The organism is Halomonas alkalicola (assembly GCF_030704205.1).
GTDB classification, from domain to species: domain Bacteria; phylum Pseudomonadota; class Gammaproteobacteria; order Pseudomonadales; family Halomonadaceae; genus Halomonas; species Halomonas alkalicola.
The window spans coordinates 1,909,779-1,927,559 of sequence record NZ_CP131913.1; the positions used below are offsets into that span (position 1 = coordinate 1,909,779).

Sequence of the window (17,781 nt, forward strand, 5' to 3'; positions counted from 1 at the left end):
CTGGTTGCCGCCGGAGCGCAGGAACCGGAGTGTAGCTCGCTACATGAGGAGGGCGATCGGGCCGGCGCACCGGCACCGCCGGCAGCCAGGATATCGAGCGCAGCAGCGAAATACCCTTTTCTTAGCGGCGCAGGCCGAGACGCTGGATCAGTGCCTGATAGCGCTCGAAGTCCTTGCGCTTCAGGTAGTCAAGCAGCTTGCGGCGCTGGTTGACCATGCGGATCAGGCCACGACGGGAGTGGTGATCCTGCTTGTTGGTCTTGAAGTGGTCCTGCAGGCCATCGATGTTGGCGCTCAGCAGGGCTACCTGCACTTCGGGGGAACCGGTGTCGTTCTCGCCGCGACCAAATTCGCTGACGATTGCGGACTTCTGCTCGGCTGTCAGTGCCATCTGTCTCTCCAGTAAGCAATATGCCTGAATGATGAGTGTGTGAGACCACGCATATTTGCAGTCTCGGGCGTTTCTCCCTTCAATCGGCCGCAGTGCTCAGCAGCCGTTTCGGCGCCACCTCCTGTGGCGCCGTTACCGCGCCGAGGCCCAGGAAGGCCCCGTCGCAGTAGAGTCTTGCCGTCTCGCCGGTGGCGATGCCCGAGGCATCGACACGAGCCGCCTGACCCAGGGTCAGGCGAGCGGCCGCCGAGGCGTCCAGCTCGAGTCGCGGCAGGTGCGCGACCAGCACGTCGACGGGCAGCAGCGTCGCCTCGCGGGCAGCCTGATCGGGCAGCGCCTCCAGGGCCTCGAGGGTCAGCATGCCCTGCGCGGTGAAGGGGCCGGTCGCCAGGCGCCGCAGCGCGCTGATATGCGCGCCGGTGCCCAGGGCCCGACCGATGTCCTCGGCCAGGGTGCGCACATAGGTGCCCTTGCTGACCTTCACCTCGAGCTCGAAGGCCTCGCCCTCGAAGGCGAGAAGCCGGGCATCATACACCGCCACGCGCCGCGCTGCACGCTCGATCGTCTTGCCCTCGCGGGCCAGCTCATAGAGCTTGCGCCCCTGATGCTTGAGCGCCGAGTACATCGGCGGCACCTGCTCGATCTCGCCGTGGAAGCGCTCGAGCACGCCCTCCACGTCGGCCGCGGTGAGCGGCGGCACCGCACAGCGTTCGACCACCTCGCCCTCGGCGTCGCCGGTGTCGGTCACCGCGCCCAGTTCGACCCGGGTGCGGTAGACCTTGTCGGCGGCCAGCAGGTGGGCGGAAAACTTGGTCGCCTCACCGAAGCAGACCGGCAGCAGCCCGGTGGCCATGGGGTCCAGGGTGCCGGTATGACCGGCCTTCTGGGCCTGGAACAGCCGCCGGGCACGCTGCAGGGCGTGGTTGCTGGAGAGGCCCTTGGGCTTGTCCAGCAGCAGCACCCCGTTGACCGGCAGGCCGCGACGCCGACGCGCCATCAGTCGCGCCCGCTGTCGCTGCCGGATTCACCATCGCCGCGCGGCTCGGCGCCCTCGTCACCGCTCTCGTCACCGCTGCGGGAGCGGTCGCTGGCGACCGCCTCCTGGATCAGCGAGGAGAGCCGCTGGCCCCGCACCACGCTCTCGTCGTAGTGGAAGCGCAGCTCCGGCACGTGGCGCAGCTTGATGCGCCGCGCGACCTGGCCACGCAGGAAACCCGCGGCCTGCTTGAGAACCTTGAGGTTCTCCTTGATCCGCTCCGGGGTGTCCTCGCCCAGCAGGGTCACGTGGACGTCGGCGTAGCCGAGGTCACGGCTGACCTCGACGCCGCTGACCGTCACCATGCCCAGGCGCGGGTCCTTGACCTCGCGCTGGATGAGTACCGCCAGCTCCTTCTGGAGCTGGTCGGCCACCCGGTCGGTTCGCTTGAACTCGCGCATGAACGACTCCTCGAGCCCTTAGAGGGTCCGCTCGACCTTGACCTGATCGAAGACCTCGATCTTGTCGCCGACCTGGACATCGTTGTAGTTCTTCACGCCGATGCCGCACTCCATGCCGTTGCGCACTTCCTGGACGTCGTCCTTGAAGCGGCGCAGCGACTCGAGCTCGCCCTCGTAGATCACCACGTTGTCGCGCAGCACGCGGATCTTCTTGTTACGGAAGACGCTGCCCTCGACCACCATGCAGCCGGCCGGCCACGGCGCCGATCTTGGGCGCGCGGAAGACGTCACGGACCTCGGCCACGCCGACGATCTCTTCCTTCCACTCCGGCGCCAGCATGCCGCTCATCGCCTGCTTGACCTCGTCGATCAGCTGGTAGATGACGCTGTAGTAGCGCAGATCCAGGCCTTCACGCTCGATGATCTCGCGGGCTGCGGCGTCGGCACGCACGTTGAAGCCGACCACGATGGCCTCGGAGGCCAGCGCCAGGTTGGCGTCGGTGCCGGTGATGCCGCCCACCCCGGAGGAGACCACGGCCACCTGCACCTCGTCGGTGGAGAGCTCTTCCAGCGCGCCCTTGATCGCTTCCAGGGAGCCCTGGACGTCGGCCTTGAGCACGATATTGACCTTGGCGACTTCGTCCTGGCCCATCTGGCTGAACATATTCTCCAGCTTGGCCTTCTGCTGGCGAGCCAGGCGCACCTCGCGGTACTTGCCCTGACGGAAGTTGGCGACCTCGCGGGCCTTCTTCTCGTCGGCCACCACCATGAAGTCGTCACCGGCGTCCGGGGTGCCGTCGAGGCCCTGGATCTCCACGGGCATCGAGGGACCGGCCGTGTCGACCTGCTGGCCCAGCTCGTTGGTCAGCGCGCGTACGCGGCCATAGTGCAGGCCGGCCAGCACGATGTCGCCCTTCTTCAGGGTACCGTTCTGGACCAGCACGGTAGCCACCGGGCCGCGGCCCTTGTCCAGGCGGGACTCGACCACCACGCCCTTGCCGGGCGCTGCCGGCACGGCCTTGAGCTCGAGCACCTCGGAGACCAGCTGGATCGCCTCCAGCAGGTCCTCGATGCCTTCACCGCTCTTGGCCGAGACGTGGACGAACTGGGTGTCGCCGCCCCACTCCTCGGAGATCACGCCGTGCTGTGAAAGCTCGTTCTTGACCCGATCCGGATCGGCCGCCGGCTTGTCGATCTTGTTGACCGCCACCACCATGGGCACATCGGCCGCCTTGGAGTGCTCGATCGCCTCGATGGTCTGGGGCATCACGCCGTCGTCGGCGGCCACCACCAGGATGACCACGTCGGTGGCCTTGGCGCCACGGGCACGCATGGCGGTGAACGCCGCGTGGCCGGGGGTATCCAGGAAGGTCACGCCACCGTGCTCGTCCTCGACGTGGTAGGCGCCGATGTGCTGGGTGATACCGCCGGCTTCACCGGTGGCCACCTTGGCCTTGCGGATATAGTCGAGCAGCGAGGTCTTGCCGTGGTCGACGTGGCCCATCACGGTGACCACCGGCGAGCGGGTGATCTCCTCGCCCTCGTAGGAGATGCCTTCGAGCATTTCGGTCTCGAGGGCGTCGTCCTTGATCAGCTTGGGCTTGTGGCCCATCTCCTCGACCACGATGGCCGCGGTGTCCTGATCGATGGTCTGGTTGATGGTCACCGCCGCGCCCATGGTGAACATGGCCTTGATGACCTCGTTCGCCTTGATCGACATCTTGTCGGCCAGGTCGGCGACGCTGATCGACTCGGGGATGGAGACCTCGCGGACGATCGGCTGGGTCGGCTTCTGGAAACCGTGCTTGCCGCCCCCCTGAGTGCCACCACGACGGCCGCCGCGGCGCTCGGCGCGCTTGGCCTTCTTGGCACCGCCACGCCGACGCTCGTCGCGATCATCGTCGTCGCGCTCATGGCGCCCCTTCTTGGCGGCGGCCTTCTTGGGCGGCGCGGTGCGGCGGTCGGTACGGCCTTCCTTGGGCGGCGCGGGCGGCTCGTCGCCGGCCGGCTGCTCCACCAGCTCGGGCACCGGGATCTGCGGCTCGGCCTCGGCCTTCTCGGCCTCGAGCTTGGCCGCGGCCTCGCGGGCGGCCTCATCGGCGGCGCGGGTCTTGGCGGCTTCGGCCTCGCGGGCCTCCTGCTCGGCCTGGGCCTGCTGGGAGTCGGCCATGTCACCGACCAGCTGGCGCGGCCCGGTCTCCTCGACCGGCTCCGGCGCGACCTCTTCATCGGCCCGCTTGACGTAGGTACGCTTCTTGCGCACCTGCACCTCGATGGTCTTGCCGCGCTCGCCGGTGTTGATGCGCGTACGCGTCTTGCGCGTCGGGGTGATGCGGTTCTTCGGCGCCGCGGCGCTGGTGCCCCCACCGTGACTCTTGGTGAGGTAGTCCAGCAGCTGGCGCTTGTCCTCTTCGGACACCGCATCGCCTTCGGTCTTGTGGCCGAGACCGGCCTCTTTCATCTGTTCCAGCAGACGAGGCACGTCGCGCCCCACCTTCGCTGCAAAATCCTTAACGGTCATCTCTGACATTACGACCCTCCTGAGCCCGTGACCCCAATTCTTCGCTTCGAATCCTCTCGCCCGGTCTCTGGTTACCGGGCATGGCGCCTGTCACGCCAATCGCCTTCGAGCTATTCGTTTTCAAACCAGGGCGCACGGGCAGTCATGATCAATGCCGCGGCGCGCTCCTCGTCCATCCCCTCGATGTCCAGCAGGTCATCGACGGACTGCTCGGCAAGATCCCCCATGGTGGCGATCCCGCGGCTGGCCAGGATGAAGGCCAGGTGGCGCTCCATGCCGTCCATCTCCAGCAGGTCCTCGGCCGGCTGTGCGCCGTCGAGCTCCTCCTCGGAGGCGATGGCCAGGTTGAGCAGCTCGTCCTTGGCGCGGGCGCGCAGCTCCTCGACGATCTCCTCGTCGAATTCCTCGATCTCGAGCATCTCCTCGACCGGTACGTAGGCGATCTCCTCCAGGGAGGTGAAGCCCTCCTCCACCAGCAGGCGCGCGACGTCATCGTCGATGTCCAGGTGCTGGATGAAGTGCTCGACCAGGCTGTCGATCTCCTGGTCGCGCTTGGCCTCGGCATCCGCCTCGGTCATGACGTTGATCCGCCAGCCGGTCAGCTCGGAGGCCAGGCGCACGTTCTGGCCGCTGCGGCCGATGGCCTGGGCCAGGTTGTCCTCGGCCACCGCCACGTCCATGGCGTGGGCATCCTCGTCCACCAGGATGGAGGCGACGTCCGCCGGCGCCATGGCGTTGATCACCAGCTGGGCGGGGTTGTCGTCCCACAGCACGATGTCGACGCGCTCGTTCTGCAGCTCCGAGGAGACCGCCTGGACGCGGGAGCCGCGCATGCCCACGCAGGCGCCGACCGGATCGATGCGCCGGTCGTTGGTCTTCACGGCGATCTTGGCCCGGGAGCCCGGATCACGGGCGGCGCCCTTGATCTCGATGAGCTGCTCGGCGATCTCCGGCACCTCGATGCTGAACAGCTCGATGATCAGCTCCGGGCAGGTGCGCGACAGGATCAACTGGGCGCCGCGCGCCTCGGGATCCACCTTGACCAGCAGGGCGCGCACTCGCTCGTTCATGCGATAGCGCTCGCCGGGGATCATCTCGCTGCGCGGCAGGAACGCCTCGGCGTTCTCGCCCAGGTCGATGATCAGGCCGTCGCGGGTGGTCTTCTTGACGATGCCGGAGACCAGCTCGCCCTCGCGCTCGGCGTAGAGGCGCACCACTTCGGCCCGCTCGGCCTCGCGCACCTTCTGCACGATCACCTGCTTGGCGGTCTGGGCGGCGATGCGGCCGAAGTCGGCGTTCTCGATCTTCTCCTCGACCACATCGCCCAGCGCCAGGGGCGGGTCGCGACGCTCGGCGAAGGAGAGCTTGATCTCGTGGTCGGGGCCATCGAAGTCGTCGTCTTCCACCACCGTCCAGCGGCGGAAGGTCTCGTACTCACCGGTACGACGATTGATATGCACCCGCACGCTGGCCTCTTCATCCTCGAAGCGCTTGCGGGATGCGCTGGCCAGGGCCGCCTCGACGGCCTCGAAGATCACCTCGCGGGGAACTCCCTTCTCGTTGGAGATCGCGTCAACGACCGCCAGAATCTCTTTGCTCATGCCATTGCCTCGCCAGAAAACCTGTCCTCGAGCATCATGCTCATTGCCCCGTGCCGACCGGCAGCCTGATGGTCACGGCTGACCATCGACCGGGTCCTCGAACCTTGGCACCACGTGCGCCTGGTCGATGCTCTCGATCGGAAAGCAGTACTCCTCGCCGTCCATCTGGAGCAGCACCTCATCCCCCTCGACACCGGCCAGCAGGCCCTGGAACTTGCGTCGTCCCTCGAAGGGCACACGCAGCTTCAGCGCCACATCGTGGCCGCGATAGGGGGTGAACTGATCGAGGGTGTAGAGCGGACGGTCCATGCCCGGGGAGGAGACCTCGAGGCGATACTCGCCGCGGATCGGGTCCTCGACGTCGAACACCGCACTTACCTGGCGACTGATGTCGGCGCAGTCGTCCACACTGACGCCATTCTCGTGATCGATGTAGATCACCAGACGGGAGTGCCTGCCCTGGGATTGAAAGTCGATGCCCCACAGCTCGAAACCCATGGCAGTGACCACGGGTTCGATCATTGCGTGCAGGGCTGCATCCTTGATTGCCACGAAAATATCGCTCCTACAGCCGTTGCATCAGGCACCTGGCCGGGAGTCATCAGGAAAGTCAGGTGGCTGATTGGCGTTGCCCGGAACAGCCGCCGGGCGCGCAACGCCCTGCATGCTGCTAACAAAAAGCCCCTTCACAGGAAGGGGCTTTCAGAAGAAACCTGTATACCACTCCGGCAATCTGACCGCCCCTTCTCTTCGAACTTTAGCGCATGGACCGCAATTCGAAAGGCGTCAACCGGAAGATGGTAGCGGGGGCCGGATTTGAACCGACGACCTTCGGGTTATGAGCCCGACGAGCTACCAGACTGCTCCACCCCGCATCAATCTAGGTCGGTGATTCTACGCATCACCGCGACTTACGTCAAGGGATGCTCACCGCTATGCCAATCCTGCTGTCTGAAGGACCGCCTGTGCGCCCAGGGCGCTGCGGTGAATCAGATGGTGCCGAAGGCGGGACTTGAACCCGCACGACCGTAAGGTCACTACCCCCTCAAGATAGCGTGTCTACCAATTCCACCACTTCGGCATCAGGGGAGGCTGGAAACTGCGAAGCGATCTAGCCGTCGCTTCCCTCCAGCACTGGCGCTGCATTATCCATACCTTGGGCACTGTCGTCAAGGGTCGGAATGCCGCGCTGCTGCTCGATCAGACGGGCGTCGGGAATTCCGGCCTCCGGCGCCTGGCTCGCCTGGGTGGCATACCAGGCCAGGGTCAGGGAGGTGGCGAAGAATGCCGCCGCCAGTACCGCGGTGCTCTTGGAGAGAAAACCGCCGCTGCCGCGGGAGCCGAATACGGTCTGGGAGGCACCGCCACCGAAGGCGGCACCGGCTTCGGCGCCCTTGCCCTGCTGCAGCAGGATAAGGACGACCAGGGCGATGGCGATCGCCACATGGATCATGAGAATGGCAACTTGCATGGAATCAACCTGCTGACTGACAGATGGCTAGAAAATCGTCGACCTTGAGCGAGGCACCGCCCACCAGGCCGCCGTCGATATCGGGTTGGGCGAGCAGCTCGGCGGCGTTGCCGGCATTCATGCTCCCCCCGTAGAGCAACCGCAGTCCATCGGCCAGCTCCCGGTCGTAGCTGGCCTGGTAGTCGCGAATACCGGCCATGACCTCCTGGGCCTGCTCCGGCGTGGCGGTGCGACCGGTGCCGATGGCCCACACCGGTTCGTAGGCGATGACCACGCGCGGGCGCTGCTCCGGCTCCAGGCGCGACATCACGAACCCCACCTGGCGCAGCACCACCTCCATGGTGCGGCCGGCATCGCGCTCCTCGAGGGTCTCGCCCACGCAGAGCACCGGCGTCAGGCCGACGCTGAGTGCGGCCAGCAGGCGATCGAAGACCTGCGCATCGCCCTCGCGATAGAGCTGGCGGCGCTCCGAATGCCCGACCAGGGCATAGCGCACGCCGAACTCGCACAGCATGCGTCCGCTGACCTCGCCGGTATGCGCCCCGGAATGCAGCGGATTGAGCGACTGGGCGCCAAGCCGCAGCGGGGTGTCGGCGAAGGCGCGCCGCGCCGCATCCAGGTAGGGGAACGGAGGAAAGATCACGACCTCGATCCCCTCCGGCAGCTCGGCCTCGGCAAAGGCACGACCGAACGCCTCGACCAGATCGGCCGAGCCATTCATCTTCCAGTTGCCGGCAAGCAGCGGGGTACGCATCGACTGTCCTCTTTCAAGGTGGAGCGAAATGGTATAGGAGCGGCCCTGTCAAGACAACCGGCCCCGCTCAGCCCAGCAGCGACTCGACCTCGGCGGCGATGCGTCGCGCCAGGCCGTCCACATCCAGATGGGGACGCCCCTCCACCATCACGCGAATCAGCGGCTCGGTGCCGGAGGGGCGCAGCAGCACGCGCCCCTCGTCGCCCAGCTCGGCCTCCACCTCGGCCACCACCGCCTGGAGTTCCGGCCGCTCCATGAGCAGCGCCGCCTTGCTGCCCGGCGTGAGCCGCACGTTCACCAGCGCCTGGGGCGCCTTCTCCAGGCCGGCCAGCAGGCGCTGCAGCGGCTTCTCCTCGCGCACCATGATCGCCAGCACCTGCAGCGCCGAGACGATGCCGTCGCCGGTGGTCTGCACGTGGCCACAGACGATATGGCCCGAGGATTCGCCGCCCAGTTGCCAGCCCTTGGCGGCCAGCCGCTCCATCACGTAGCGGTCGCCCACCTTGGCGCGCTCGAAGGGCACGCCCATCTCCTCGAAGGCCGCCGCCAGGCCGAAGTTGGACATCAGGGTGCCCACCACGCCCCCGCCCAGCTCGCCGCGGGCGTGGCGGTCACGGGCGATCAGGTAGAGGATGTCGTCGCCGTCGATCTCGCGACCGTCGGCATCCACCAGCAGCACGCGGTCGCCGTCGCCGTCGAAGGCCACGCCGAGGTCGGCGCCCTGCTGGATCACCGCCGCGCGCAGTGCCGCCGGGTGGGTGGAGCCGACCGCCTTGTTGATATTGAGGCCATCAGGGCTTGCACCGATCAGGCTCACCTCAGCGCCCAGCTCGCGGAACACGCTGGGGGCGATGTGGTAGGTCGCACCGTGGGCGCAGTCCAGCACCACCTTCAGGCCCGTCAGGCTCACCCGATCCGGCACCGTGGACTTGCAGAACTCGATATAGCGGCCGGCGGCATCGTCGATGCGAGCCACCTTGCCCAGCTGGTCGGCCGCCACCGTCGTCAGCGGCTCGTCGAGCATCGCCTCGATCTCCCCCTCGAGGGCATCGTCCAGCTTGGTCCCGGCGGTGGAGAAAAACTTGATGCCGTTGTCGGCGAAGGGGTTGTGGGAGGCCGAGATGACGATCCCGGCATCGGCACGGAAGGTGCGGGTCAGGTAGGCGATGCCGGGCGTCGGCATGGGGCCGAGCAGGGCCACGTCGACGCCGGCGGCGGAGAGCCCCGCCTCCAGCGCCGACTCGAACATGTAGCCGGAGATCCGGGTGTCCTTGCCGATCAGCACCCGCGGGCGGCGCTTGCCGCCGCGCGCGGCCAGCACGCGGCCGGTGGCCCAGCCCAGCTTGAGCATGAAATCCGCCGTGATGGGGGGCTCACCGACGGTTCCGCGGATTCCGTCGGTGCCGAAATAGCGTCGTGTCATCAGCATCCTTCCTTGAGTACGGCCCAGGTCATGTTCACCGCATCCACGCTGGGGGCCACGTCGTGGACACGCAGGATGCGGGCGCCACGCTCCACCGCCAGGGCCGTCAGCGCCAGCCCCCCGGGCAGGCGCTCCTCCACCGGACGCTCCAGCACCTTGCCGATCATGCTCTTGCGGGACATGCCCACCAGCAGCGGCAGCTCGAGCACCGCCAGGCGCTCCAGGCGATTTAGCAGGCGCAGGTTGTGCTCCACGGTCTTGCCGAAGCCGAACCCGGAGTCGACCAGCAGGCGCTCGCGGCGCAGGCCGGCCGCCTCGCAGGTGGCGACCCGCTCGGCGAGGTAGTCGACCACCGCTTCCTCGATGGGCACATCATAGCGGGGCGCCTGCTGCATGTCGCGGGGCTCGCCCTGGCGATGCATCAGGCAAACCGGCAGGCCCGTGCCGATTGCCGCGGCCAGGGCGCCCTCGCGCTCCAGGGCGCGCACGTCGTTGATCATGCCGGCCCCCAGGGCCGCGCTCTCGCGCATCACCTCGGGGCAGCTGGTATCCACCGAGACCAGGGCGTCCAGCTCGCGCACCAGGGCCTCCACCACCGGCGCGACCCGGTCGAGCTCCTGCTGGGACGAGACCTCATCGGCGCCGGGGCGGGTGGACTCGCCGCCCACGTCGATGATCGCCGCCCCCTCGGCCAGCATGCGCTCGGCGTGGCGCAGGGCGTCATCCAGGGCCACATGGCGGCCGCCGTCGGAGAAGGAGTCGGGGGTGACGTTGAGGATCCCCATCACGCGGGGAAAGCTGAGGTCCAGCCGGTGGCGGCCGCAGGCGAGGGAGGCAAGGGTCGAAGTCATCATGGCTCGTGGTGGCGGGAATCAGGGCTCATAATCGCACAGGCGCCCCACGATGGGGGCGCCTGTCAGGGGGTGGACGCTGCGGCTTCAGGAGCCGGCCGGGCCGCCCAGCGGGTCGGAGGGACGGCGGCGGGGCTCGTCGTCCTCCTCGTCGCCGCCGGTCTCATCCTCGGGGGTGGCCTCGGGGGTCGCCTCGGCGGCAGGCTCGTCGGTCACCGGTGCCCCGGGACCGGAGGAGTCGCCATCCTCCCAGTCCTTGGGCGGACGCGGATCGCGCCCCTCCATGATGTCCTTGAGCTGGTCGGCATCGATGGTCTCGTACTTCATCAGCGCCTCGGCCATGGCGTCGAGCTTGTCGCGGTTCTCCTCGAGGATGGTGCGCGCCTGCTCGTAGCACTCGTCGATCACCTTGCGCACCTCCTTGTCGAGGCGCGAGATGGTCTCGCCGGACTTCAGCTTGCCGCCGCCCTGGCCCGGGCCGCCGAGGAACTGGTGGGACTCGTCCTCGTCGTACATGATCGGGCCCATCTCGTCGGAGAGGCCCCACTTGGCGACCATGTTGTGGGCCAGCTCGGTGGCGCGCTTGATGTCGTTGGAGGCCCCGGTGGTGACCCCTTTCGGGCCCAGAGTCATCTCCTCGGCGATGCGGCCGCCGAACAGCGAGCAGATCTGGCTGAGGATCTGCTGGCGCGACAGGCTGTAGCGATCCTGCTCGGGCAGGAACATGGTCACGCCCAGGGCGCGGCCGCGGGGAATGATGGTTACCTTGTAGACCGGGTCGTGCTCTGGTACCACCAGGCCGATGATGGCGTGGCCCGACTCGTGGTAGGCGGTGTTGAGCTTCTCCTTCTCGGTCATGACCATGGAGCGGCGCTCGGCGCCCATCATGATCTTGTCCTTGGCCAGCTCCAGCTCCTCCATGCCCACCAGGCGCTTGTTGCGGCGCGCGGCGAACAGCGCCGCCTCGTTGACCAGGTTGGCCAGGTCGGCGCCCGAGAAGCCCGGGGTACCGCGGGCGATCAGCGACGGCTTGACGTCGTCGGCCAGCGGCACCTTGCGCAGGTGCACGTTGAGGATGTGCTCGCGGCCGCGGATGTCGGGCAGGCCCACCACCACCGGGCGGTCGAAGCGGCCCGGACGCAGCAGCGCCGGGTCGAGCACGTCGGGGCGGTTGGTGGCGGCGATGACGATGATGCCCTCGTTGGCCTCGAAGCCGTCCATCTCCACCAGCAGCTGGTTGAGGGTCTGCTCGCGCTCGTCGTTGCCGCCGCCCATGCCGACCCCGCGGGAGCGGCCCACGGCGTCGATCTCGTCGATGAAGATGATGCAGGGGGCCTGCTTCTTGGCCTGTTCGAACATGTCGCGCACGCGGGAGGCACCCACGCCGACGAACATCTCGACGAAGTCGGAGCCAGAGATCGAGAAGAAGGGCACCTTGGCCTCGCCTGCGATGGACTTGGCGAGCAGCGTCTTGCCGGTGCCGGGCGGGCCCACCATCAGCACGCCGCGGGGAATGCTGCCGCCCAGGCGCTGGAACTTGGTGGGGTCGCGCAGGAAGTCGACGAGCTCCTCGACCTCCTCCTTGGCCTCGTCACAGCCGGCCACGTCGGCGAAGGTGGTCTTGATCTGGTCCTGGGAGAGCAGCTTGGCCTTGGACTTGCCGAAGCTCATCGGCCCGCCCTTGCCGGCCCCGCCCCCCTGCATCTGGCGCATGAAGAACATGAAGATCGCCAGGATCAGCAGGATCGGGAAGCTGGCGATCAGCAGCCGGGTCCACAGGCTCTGCTGCTCGGGCTCCTTGCCGATCACGGTGACGCTGTTGGAGAGCAGGTCGTCGATCAGCTTGGGATCCTCCGCCGCGGGGCGGATGGTCTGGAACGAGGAGCCGTCGGTGCGCTCGCCGGTGATCCGGTAGCCATCGATGGTCACGCTGCGCACCTGCTGGTTCTGCACCTGCTGGACGAACTGCGAGTAGTTCATCGACTGGGGTGAGCTGTCGACGCTGAAGTTGTTGAACACCGTCAGCAGCACCGCCGCGATGACCAACCACAGAATCAGGTTCTTCGCCATGTCGTTCAAGGGACTACCCTCAATATCAGTAATCTTTCGGCCATATATGCGCCTGGCACATTGGACACTACAGGAGCCAGCTGCGTTCGGCCACCGCCGGCGCGCTGGCGCAGACGGTCCACCTCAGGCGCCACTCTGACACAGTTGCGCGCCGCTGTCCGGCAATCGTCCCGGTAGGCCAGGCCTATCGAGGCGATCGGCCGCCATCAGCCGCGGAAGCCCTGCGCCAGCAGGTAGACCTCGCGGGAGCGCGCCCGGGAGGCATCCGGCTTGCGGGTCACCACCCGCGTGAAGCGCTCACGCAGGGTCTTCAGGTATTCGTCGAAGCCCTCGCCCTGGAACACCTTGGCCAGTAAGGTGCCGCCGGGGCGCAGGGTCTGGCCGGCCAGGTCCAGCGCCAGCTCCACCAGGTACATCGCCTGGGGCTGGTCGATGGCGGCCATGCCGCTCATGTTGGGGGCCATGTCAGACATCACCAGGTCCACCGGCCGGTCGCCCAGCACCCCGAGGATCGCCTCGAGCACCGCCTCCTCGGTGAAGTCGCCCTGGATGAAGTCGACGCCGGCCAGGGCGTCCATCTCGAGGATGTCGGAAGCGATCACCACCCCCTCGGTGCCGACCTTCTCGGCCGCCACCTGGCTCCAGCCGCCGGGGGCCGCACCGAGATCGATCACCGTCATGCCGGGCTTGAAGAGGCGATCCTTGTCGTCCAGCTCCAGCAGCTTGTAGCTGGCCCGGGAGCGATAGCCATCCTGCCAGGAACGCTGCACGTACTGGTCGTCGAAGTGCTCCTTCAGCCAGCCCTTGCTGGTCTTGCTGGCAGAGCCCTTGTTCGCGGCGCTCTTGCCGGCCGGCGCAGGGCCGGAGGCGGGAGATGTTGTGCGAGAACGAGCCACGGCATCACCAGGAGTGGAGGGTAACGGACAGGCGCAGGAGCGAAATGCAGAAGGCGGCATGCCAGGAGGCCTGACGCCGGCCGATCCTTCGGAGAGGACCAGGCTCAGGGCGCGCACGGCGCGGCATTTCGCCGTAGCCATTTTCGGCGCCACGTTTTACGCGTACTATGGGGGGCTGCGCGCAACCAAGAAGATGCAAGATACCATGAGCTTGTCACAGGCACAAAAGAAAGCATTTCGCAGCATCGGCCACCACCTGAACCCGGTGGTGACGGTCTCCGAGAACGGCATTTCCGAAGGAGTGCTGGCGGAGCTCGACCGGGCGCTCTCCGACCATGAGCTGATCAAGGTGAAGCTGGCCCTGCCGGAGCGCGACGACCGCGGCATCATTCTCGAGGAGCTGGTCGCCGCGAGCGGCGCCGAGCTGGTGCAGAAGATCGGCAAGATGGCGCTGCTCTATCGCAAGAACCCCCGGGTCAACCCGAAGCTCTCCAACGTCCAGCGCTTCGAGGGGCACCACGGGCGGCACTGACCCCCAAGCGCCAAGCGACCCAGCAAAGAAGCCCCGCAGACGCGAGTCTGCGGGGCTTCTTCTTGCCTGGCGTACCCGCCGCCCGTCACCGAGCGGCTTGGTTGGCGCTCAAGGCCTGGCGCTTACAGGTGCTCGACGCTGCCGATCTCGTACTCGACGGTGCCGCCGGGGGTCTTGACCACCACCACGTCGCCCTCCTCCTTGCCGATCAGGGCGCGGGCGATGGGCGAGGTGACCGAGATCAGCCCCTGCTTGATGTCGGCCTCGTCCTCGCCAACGATGCGGTAGGTGACCTCCTCGTCGGTATCGAGGTTGACCAGCCCCACGGTGACGCCAAAGATCACCTTGCCGGTCTGGGGCAGCTTGGTGACGTCGATCACCTGGGCGCTGCCGAGCTTGCCCTCGATCTCCTGGATGCGCCCCTCGATGAAGCCCTGCTGCTCGCGAGCGGCATGGTACTCGGCGTTCTCCTTGAGATCGCCGTGCTCACGGGCCTCGGCGATGGCGGCGATCACCCTCGGACGCGCCTCGCCCTTGAGCTGCTCGAGCTCCTTGCGCAGACGTGCCTCTCCGGCAACGGTCATCGGGACCTTGTTCATTGTGCAGCTCCTGCATGCAGTTCCTGAAGCCGCCGCACCGTGATCTCGTTGCCGTACTCCAGCGCCATGCAAACGGCACTGGCCCCCGCCAGCGTCGTGGCGTAGGGAACCTTGCGGGCAAGCGCGGTGCGACGTATCACCGAGGAGTCCTGGATCGCCTGGCGACCCTCGGTGGTATTGACGATATAGGCGATGTCGTCGTTCTTGAGCAGATCGACGATATGCGGACGGCCTTCGAAGACCTTGTTCACGACCTCCACCTCGATACCGGCGGCCTCCAGGGCAGCGGCGGTACCGCGGGTCGCGCACAGCGTGAAGCCCAATGTTACCAGAGAACGGGCCACCTCGATAACGCCCGCCTTGTCAGGCTCGCGCACCGAGAGGAATGCCTTGCGGTCACCATCGACGGGCGGAATCGCCTCGCCGGCGCCCAGCTGGGCCTTGTAGAAGGCCTCGGCGAAGGTGTCACCGGAGCCCATCACCTCGCCGGTGGACTTCATCTCCGGCGACAGGATCGGGTCGACGCCCGGGAACTTGTTGAACGGGAAGACCGCCTCCTTGACGCTGAAGAAGTGCGGCACGATCTCGCGGGTGAAGCCCTGCTCCTCGAGGGTCTTGCCGGCCATGCAACGCGCGGCGATCTGGGCCAGGGAGGTGCCGATGCACTTGGAGACGAAGGGCACGGTGCGCGAGGCGCGCGGGTTGACCTCGATGACGTAGATCTCGCCGTCCTGCCAGGCCAACTGCACGTTCATCAGGCCATTGACGCCCAGCTCCACGGCCATCTGCTTGACCTGGTCGCGCATGGCGTCCTGGACGTCCGCCGGCAGCGAGTAGGGCGGCAGCGAACAGGCGGAGTCGCCGGAGTGCACGCCGGCCTGCTCGATGTGCTGCATGATGCCGCCGATCACCACCTGCTTGCCGTCGCTGACCGCATCGATGTCGATCTCGATGGCGGCGTTCAGGAAGTGGTCGAGCAGCACCGGGGAGTCGTTGGAGACCTTGACCGCGTGGGTCATGTAGTTCTCAAGCTCGGAGGCGTCGTAGACGATCTCCATGGCGCGGCCGCCCAGCACGTAGCTGGGGCGCACCACCAGCGGGTAGCCGATGGTCTCGGCCTTGGCGAAGGCCTCCTCGAAGCTGCGCGCGGTGGCGTTGGGCGGCTGCTTGAGGCCCAGCTTGTCGATCATCTGCTGGAAGCGCTCGCGGTCCTCGGCGCGGTCGATGGCGTCCGGGGTGGTGCCGATGATCGGCACGCCGGCGGCCTCGAGCTCGCGGGCCAGCTTCAGCGGGGTCTGGCCGCCGAACTGCACGATCACGCCGACCGGCTGCTCCTTGTCGGCGATCTCCAGCACGTCCTCCAGGGTCACCGGCTCGAAGTAGAGGCGGTCGGAGGTGTCGTAGTCGGTGGAGACGGTCTCGGGGTTGCAGTTGACCATGATGGTCTCGTAACCGTCGTCGCGCATGGCGAAGGCGGCGTGGACGCAGCAGTAGTCGAACTCGATGCCCTGGCCGATACGGTTCGGACCACCGCCCAGCACCATGATCTTCTGGCGATCGGAGACCTCCGCCTCGCACTCCTCCTCGTAGGTGGAGTACATGTAGGCGGTGTCGGAGGCGAACTCGGCGGCGCAGGTGTCGACACGCTTGTAGACCGGGCGGATGCCGGCCTTCTGGCGGGTGCGGCGGAACTCCTTCTCGGAGACCCCGAGCAGGCTCGCCAGGCGGGCGTCACTGAAGCCCTTGCGCTTGAGGCGGAAGAGCTCCCGGGCGTCGAGTTCGGAGAGCGAGCGCCTGGCCACCTCGGCCTCGGTGGTCACCAGGTCCTCGAGCTGGACCAGGAACCAGGGGTCGATCTTGGTCAGCGCGAAGATCTCGTCGCGGCTCATGCCGGCGCGCATGGCGTCGGCCACGTAGAAGATGCGCTCGGCGCCGGCGGCCTGCAGCTCGCCCTTGATGTGCGCCAGGGCATCCTCGGTGAAGTCAGTGACGATGGGGTCGAGGCCGTCGTTGCCGGTCTCCAGGCCGCGCAGCGCCTTCTGCAGCGACTCCTGGAAGGTCCGCCCGATGGCCATCACCTCGCCCACCGACTTCATCTGGGTGGTCAGGCGGTCGTTGGCCTGGGGGAACTTCTCGAAGGTGAAGCGCGGGATCTTGGTGACCACGTAGTCGATGGCCGGCTCGAAGGAGGCCGGGGTGCGCCCGCCGGTGATGTCGTTCGAAAGCTCGTCCAGGGTGTAGCCCACCGCCAGCTTGGCGGCGATCTTGGCGATCGGGAAACCGGTGGCCTTGGAGGCCAGCGCAGACGAACGCGACACCCGCGGGTTCATCTCGATCACCACCATGCGCCCGGTGTCCGGGTCCACGCCGAACTGGACGTTGGAGCCGCCGGTCTCGACGCCGATCTCGCGCAGCACCGCAAGCGATGCGTCGCGCATGATCTGGTATTCCTTGTCGGTCAGCGTCTGGGCCGGCGCCACGGTGATGGAGTCACCGGTGTGCACGCCCATGGGGTCGAAGTTCTCGATGGCGCAGACGATGATGCAGTTGTCGTTGCGATCGCGAACGACCTCCATCTCGTATTCCTTCCAGCCCAGCAGCGACTCGTCGATGAGCAGCTCCTTGGTGGGCGAGAGGTCGAAGCCGCGACCGCAGATCTCCTCGAACTCCTCCTTGTTGTAGGCCACGCCGCCGCCGGAGCCGCCCATGGTGAAGGAGGGGCGGATGATCACCGGGAAGCCGAGCTCCGCCTGGATCTCCCAGGCCTCTGCCATGGAGTGGGCCACCTTGGCACGGGGGCACTCCAGGCCGATGTTCTTCATCGCCTGGTCGAAGAGGTCACGGTCCTCGGCCTTGTTGATGGCCTCAGCATTGGCACCGATCATCTCCACACCGTACTTGGCCAGCACGCCGTGCTTGTCCAGGTCGAGGGCGCAGTTGAGCGCGGTCTGGCCACCCATGGTGGGCAGGATGGCGTCGGGGCGCTCGGCCTCGATGATCCTCTCCACCGCCTGCCAGGTGATCGGCTCGATGTAGGTGGCATCGGCCATGGCCGGGTCGGTCATGATGGTGGCCGGGTTGGAGTTCACCAGGATGACCCGGTAACCCTCCTCGCGCAGCGCCTTGCAGGCCTGGGCGCCGGAGTAGTCGAATTCGCACGCCTGGCCGATGACGATGGGGCCGGCGCCAATGATCAGGATGCTCTGGATGTCGGTACGCTTGGGCATGGTGCTTC

Annotated in this window: 14 protein-coding genes, 2 tRNA genes and 1 pseudogene; 1 reads left to right on the top strand and 16 read right to left on the bottom strand. The window is 67.1% G+C overall.

The window, feature by feature from the left end:
• Positions 1-121: 121 nt before the first annotated feature.
• From rpsO to rlmE, 14 genes and pseudogenes are all read right to left on the bottom strand, one after another.
• Entirely contained in the window at positions 122-391 is a 270-nt protein-coding gene (rpsO, locus tag B6N23_RS09105) for a 30S ribosomal protein S15 (protein ID WP_110070029.1), read from the bottom strand.
• A gap of 79 nt (positions 392-470) precedes the next feature.
• Entirely contained in the window at positions 471-1,388 is a 918-nt protein-coding gene (gene truB, locus B6N23_RS09110) for a tRNA pseudouridine(55) synthase TruB (protein WP_305498008.1), read from the bottom strand.
• Positions 1,388-1,828 carry a 30S ribosome-binding factor RbfA gene (gene rbfA / locus B6N23_RS09115; RefSeq protein WP_305498010.1) on the bottom strand — a complete coding sequence of 147 codons (441 nt, stop codon included), beginning with the start codon at positions 1,826-1,828 and terminating at the stop codon, positions 1,388-1,390. The genes truB and rbfA overlap by 1 nt, the downstream gene beginning before the upstream one ends.
• Before the next feature lie 18 nt (positions 1,829-1,846).
• Positions 1,847-4,358 (bottom strand): annotated as a pseudogene (gene infB / locus B6N23_RS09120) (translation initiation factor IF-2).
• A 101-nt stretch (positions 4,359-4,459) separates the two neighbouring features.
• On the bottom strand, positions 4,460-5,950 hold the full coding sequence (gene nusA, locus B6N23_RS09125; RefSeq protein ID WP_305498012.1) for a transcription termination factor NusA: 1,491 nt from the start codon (positions 5,948-5,950) through the stop codon (positions 4,460-4,462).
• Positions 5,951-6,022: 72 nt separating this feature from the next.
• The gene (gene rimP / locus B6N23_RS09130; RefSeq protein ID WP_305498014.1) at positions 6,023-6,502 is read right to left on the bottom strand and encodes a ribosome maturation factor RimP; all 480 of its coding nucleotides are present in this window, start codon (positions 6,500-6,502) and stop codon (positions 6,023-6,025) included.
• Between the two features lie 246 nt (positions 6,503-6,748).
• Positions 6,749-6,825 (bottom strand) — tRNA-Met (locus B6N23_RS09135).
• Positions 6,826-6,944: 119 nt separating this feature from the next.
• A tRNA-Leu gene (locus B6N23_RS09140) sits at positions 6,945-7,031 on the bottom strand.
• A gap of 30 nt (positions 7,032-7,061) precedes the next feature.
• Positions 7,062-7,421 (bottom strand): preprotein translocase subunit SecG, encoded by a 360-nt coding sequence (gene secG / locus B6N23_RS09145; RefSeq protein ID WP_305498017.1) that lies wholly within the window; start codon positions 7,419-7,421, stop codon positions 7,062-7,064.
• 4 nt (positions 7,422-7,425) lie between these two features.
• Positions 7,426-8,175, bottom strand: a complete 750-nt coding sequence (gene tpiA, locus B6N23_RS09150) for a triose-phosphate isomerase (protein ID WP_119022760.1) — start codon at positions 8,173-8,175, stop codon at positions 7,426-7,428.
• A gap of 67 nt (positions 8,176-8,242) precedes the next feature.
• Positions 8,243-9,598, bottom strand: a complete 1,356-nt coding sequence (glmM, locus tag B6N23_RS09155; protein ID WP_119022761.1) for a phosphoglucosamine mutase — start codon at positions 9,596-9,598, stop codon at positions 8,243-8,245.
• On the bottom strand, positions 9,598-10,449 hold the full coding sequence (gene folP, locus B6N23_RS09160; protein ID WP_439649814.1) for a dihydropteroate synthase: 852 nt from the start codon (positions 10,447-10,449) through the stop codon (positions 9,598-9,600). The genes glmM and folP overlap by 1 nt, the downstream gene beginning before the upstream one ends.
• Before the next feature lie 87 nt (positions 10,450-10,536).
• Positions 10,537-12,528 (bottom strand): ATP-dependent zinc metalloprotease FtsH, encoded by a 1,992-nt coding sequence (gene ftsH, locus B6N23_RS09165; RefSeq protein WP_305498026.1) that lies wholly within the window; start codon positions 12,526-12,528, stop codon positions 10,537-10,539.
• 197 nt (positions 12,529-12,725) lie between these two features.
• A complete protein-coding gene (gene rlmE, locus B6N23_RS09170; RefSeq protein ID WP_379686303.1) occupies positions 12,726-13,415 on the bottom strand; it encodes a 23S rRNA (uridine(2552)-2'-O)-methyltransferase RlmE in 690 nt (229 codons plus the stop codon).
• 205 nt (positions 13,416-13,620) lie between these two features.
• Here rlmE and yhbY point away from each other — a divergent pair, with 205 nt between their 5' ends.
• Positions 13,621-13,947, top strand: a complete 327-nt coding sequence (gene yhbY / locus B6N23_RS09175; protein WP_110070018.1) for a ribosome assembly RNA-binding protein YhbY — start codon at positions 13,621-13,623, stop codon at positions 13,945-13,947.
• A 122-nt stretch (positions 13,948-14,069) separates the two neighbouring features.
• On the opposite strand, the gene greA is transcribed toward yhbY, so the two are convergent.
• Positions 14,070-14,546 (bottom strand): transcription elongation factor GreA, encoded by a 477-nt coding sequence (gene greA, locus B6N23_RS09180; RefSeq protein WP_302140298.1) that lies wholly within the window; start codon positions 14,544-14,546, stop codon positions 14,070-14,072.
• Entirely contained in the window at positions 14,543-17,773 is a 3,231-nt protein-coding gene (carB, locus tag B6N23_RS09185; protein WP_305498048.1) for a carbamoyl-phosphate synthase large subunit, read from the bottom strand. Before carB ends, greA begins: the two co-directional genes overlap by 4 nt.
• Positions 17,774-17,781 lie beyond the last annotated feature (8 nt).

What these genes read in the sequence shown, in the direction of transcription:
- rpsO (WP_110070029.1), bottom strand. Translation starts at nt 391, where the DNA reads ATGGCACTGACAGCCGAGCAGAAGTCCGCAATCGTCAGCGAATTTGGT.
- truB (WP_305498008.1), bottom strand. Translation starts at nt 1,388, where the DNA reads ATGGCGCGTCGGCGTCGCGGCCTGCCGGTCAACGGGGTGCTGCTGCTG.
- rbfA (WP_305498010.1), bottom strand. Translation starts at nt 1,828, where the DNA reads ATGCGCGAGTTCAAGCGAACCGACCGGGTGGCCGACCAGCTCCAGAAG.
- nusA (WP_305498012.1), bottom strand. Translation starts at nt 5,950, where the DNA reads ATGAGCAAAGAGATTCTGGCGGTCGTTGACGCGATCTCCAACGAGAAG.
- secG (WP_305498017.1), bottom strand. Translation starts at nt 7,421, where the DNA reads ATGCAAGTTGCCATTCTCATGATCCATGTGGCGATCGCCATCGCCCTG.
- tpiA (WP_119022760.1), bottom strand. Translation starts at nt 8,175, where the DNA reads ATGCGTACCCCGCTGCTTGCCGGCAACTGGAAGATGAATGGCTCGGCC.
- glmM (WP_119022761.1), bottom strand. Translation starts at nt 9,598, where the DNA reads ATGACACGACGCTATTTCGGCACCGACGGAATCCGCGGAACCGTCGGT.
- folP (WP_439649814.1), bottom strand. Translation starts at nt 10,449, where the DNA reads ATGACTTCGACCCTTGCCTCCCTCGCCTGCGGCCGCCACCGGCTGGAC.
- yhbY (WP_110070018.1), top strand. Translation starts at nt 13,621, where the DNA reads ATGAGCTTGTCACAGGCACAAAAGAAAGCATTTCGCAGCATCGGCCAC.
- greA (WP_302140298.1), bottom strand. Translation starts at nt 14,546, where the DNA reads ATGAACAAGGTCCCGATGACCGTTGCCGGAGAGGCACGTCTGCGCAAG.
- carB (WP_305498048.1), bottom strand. Translation starts at nt 17,773, where the DNA reads ATGCCCAAGCGTACCGACATCCAGAGCATCCTGATCATTGGCGCCGGC.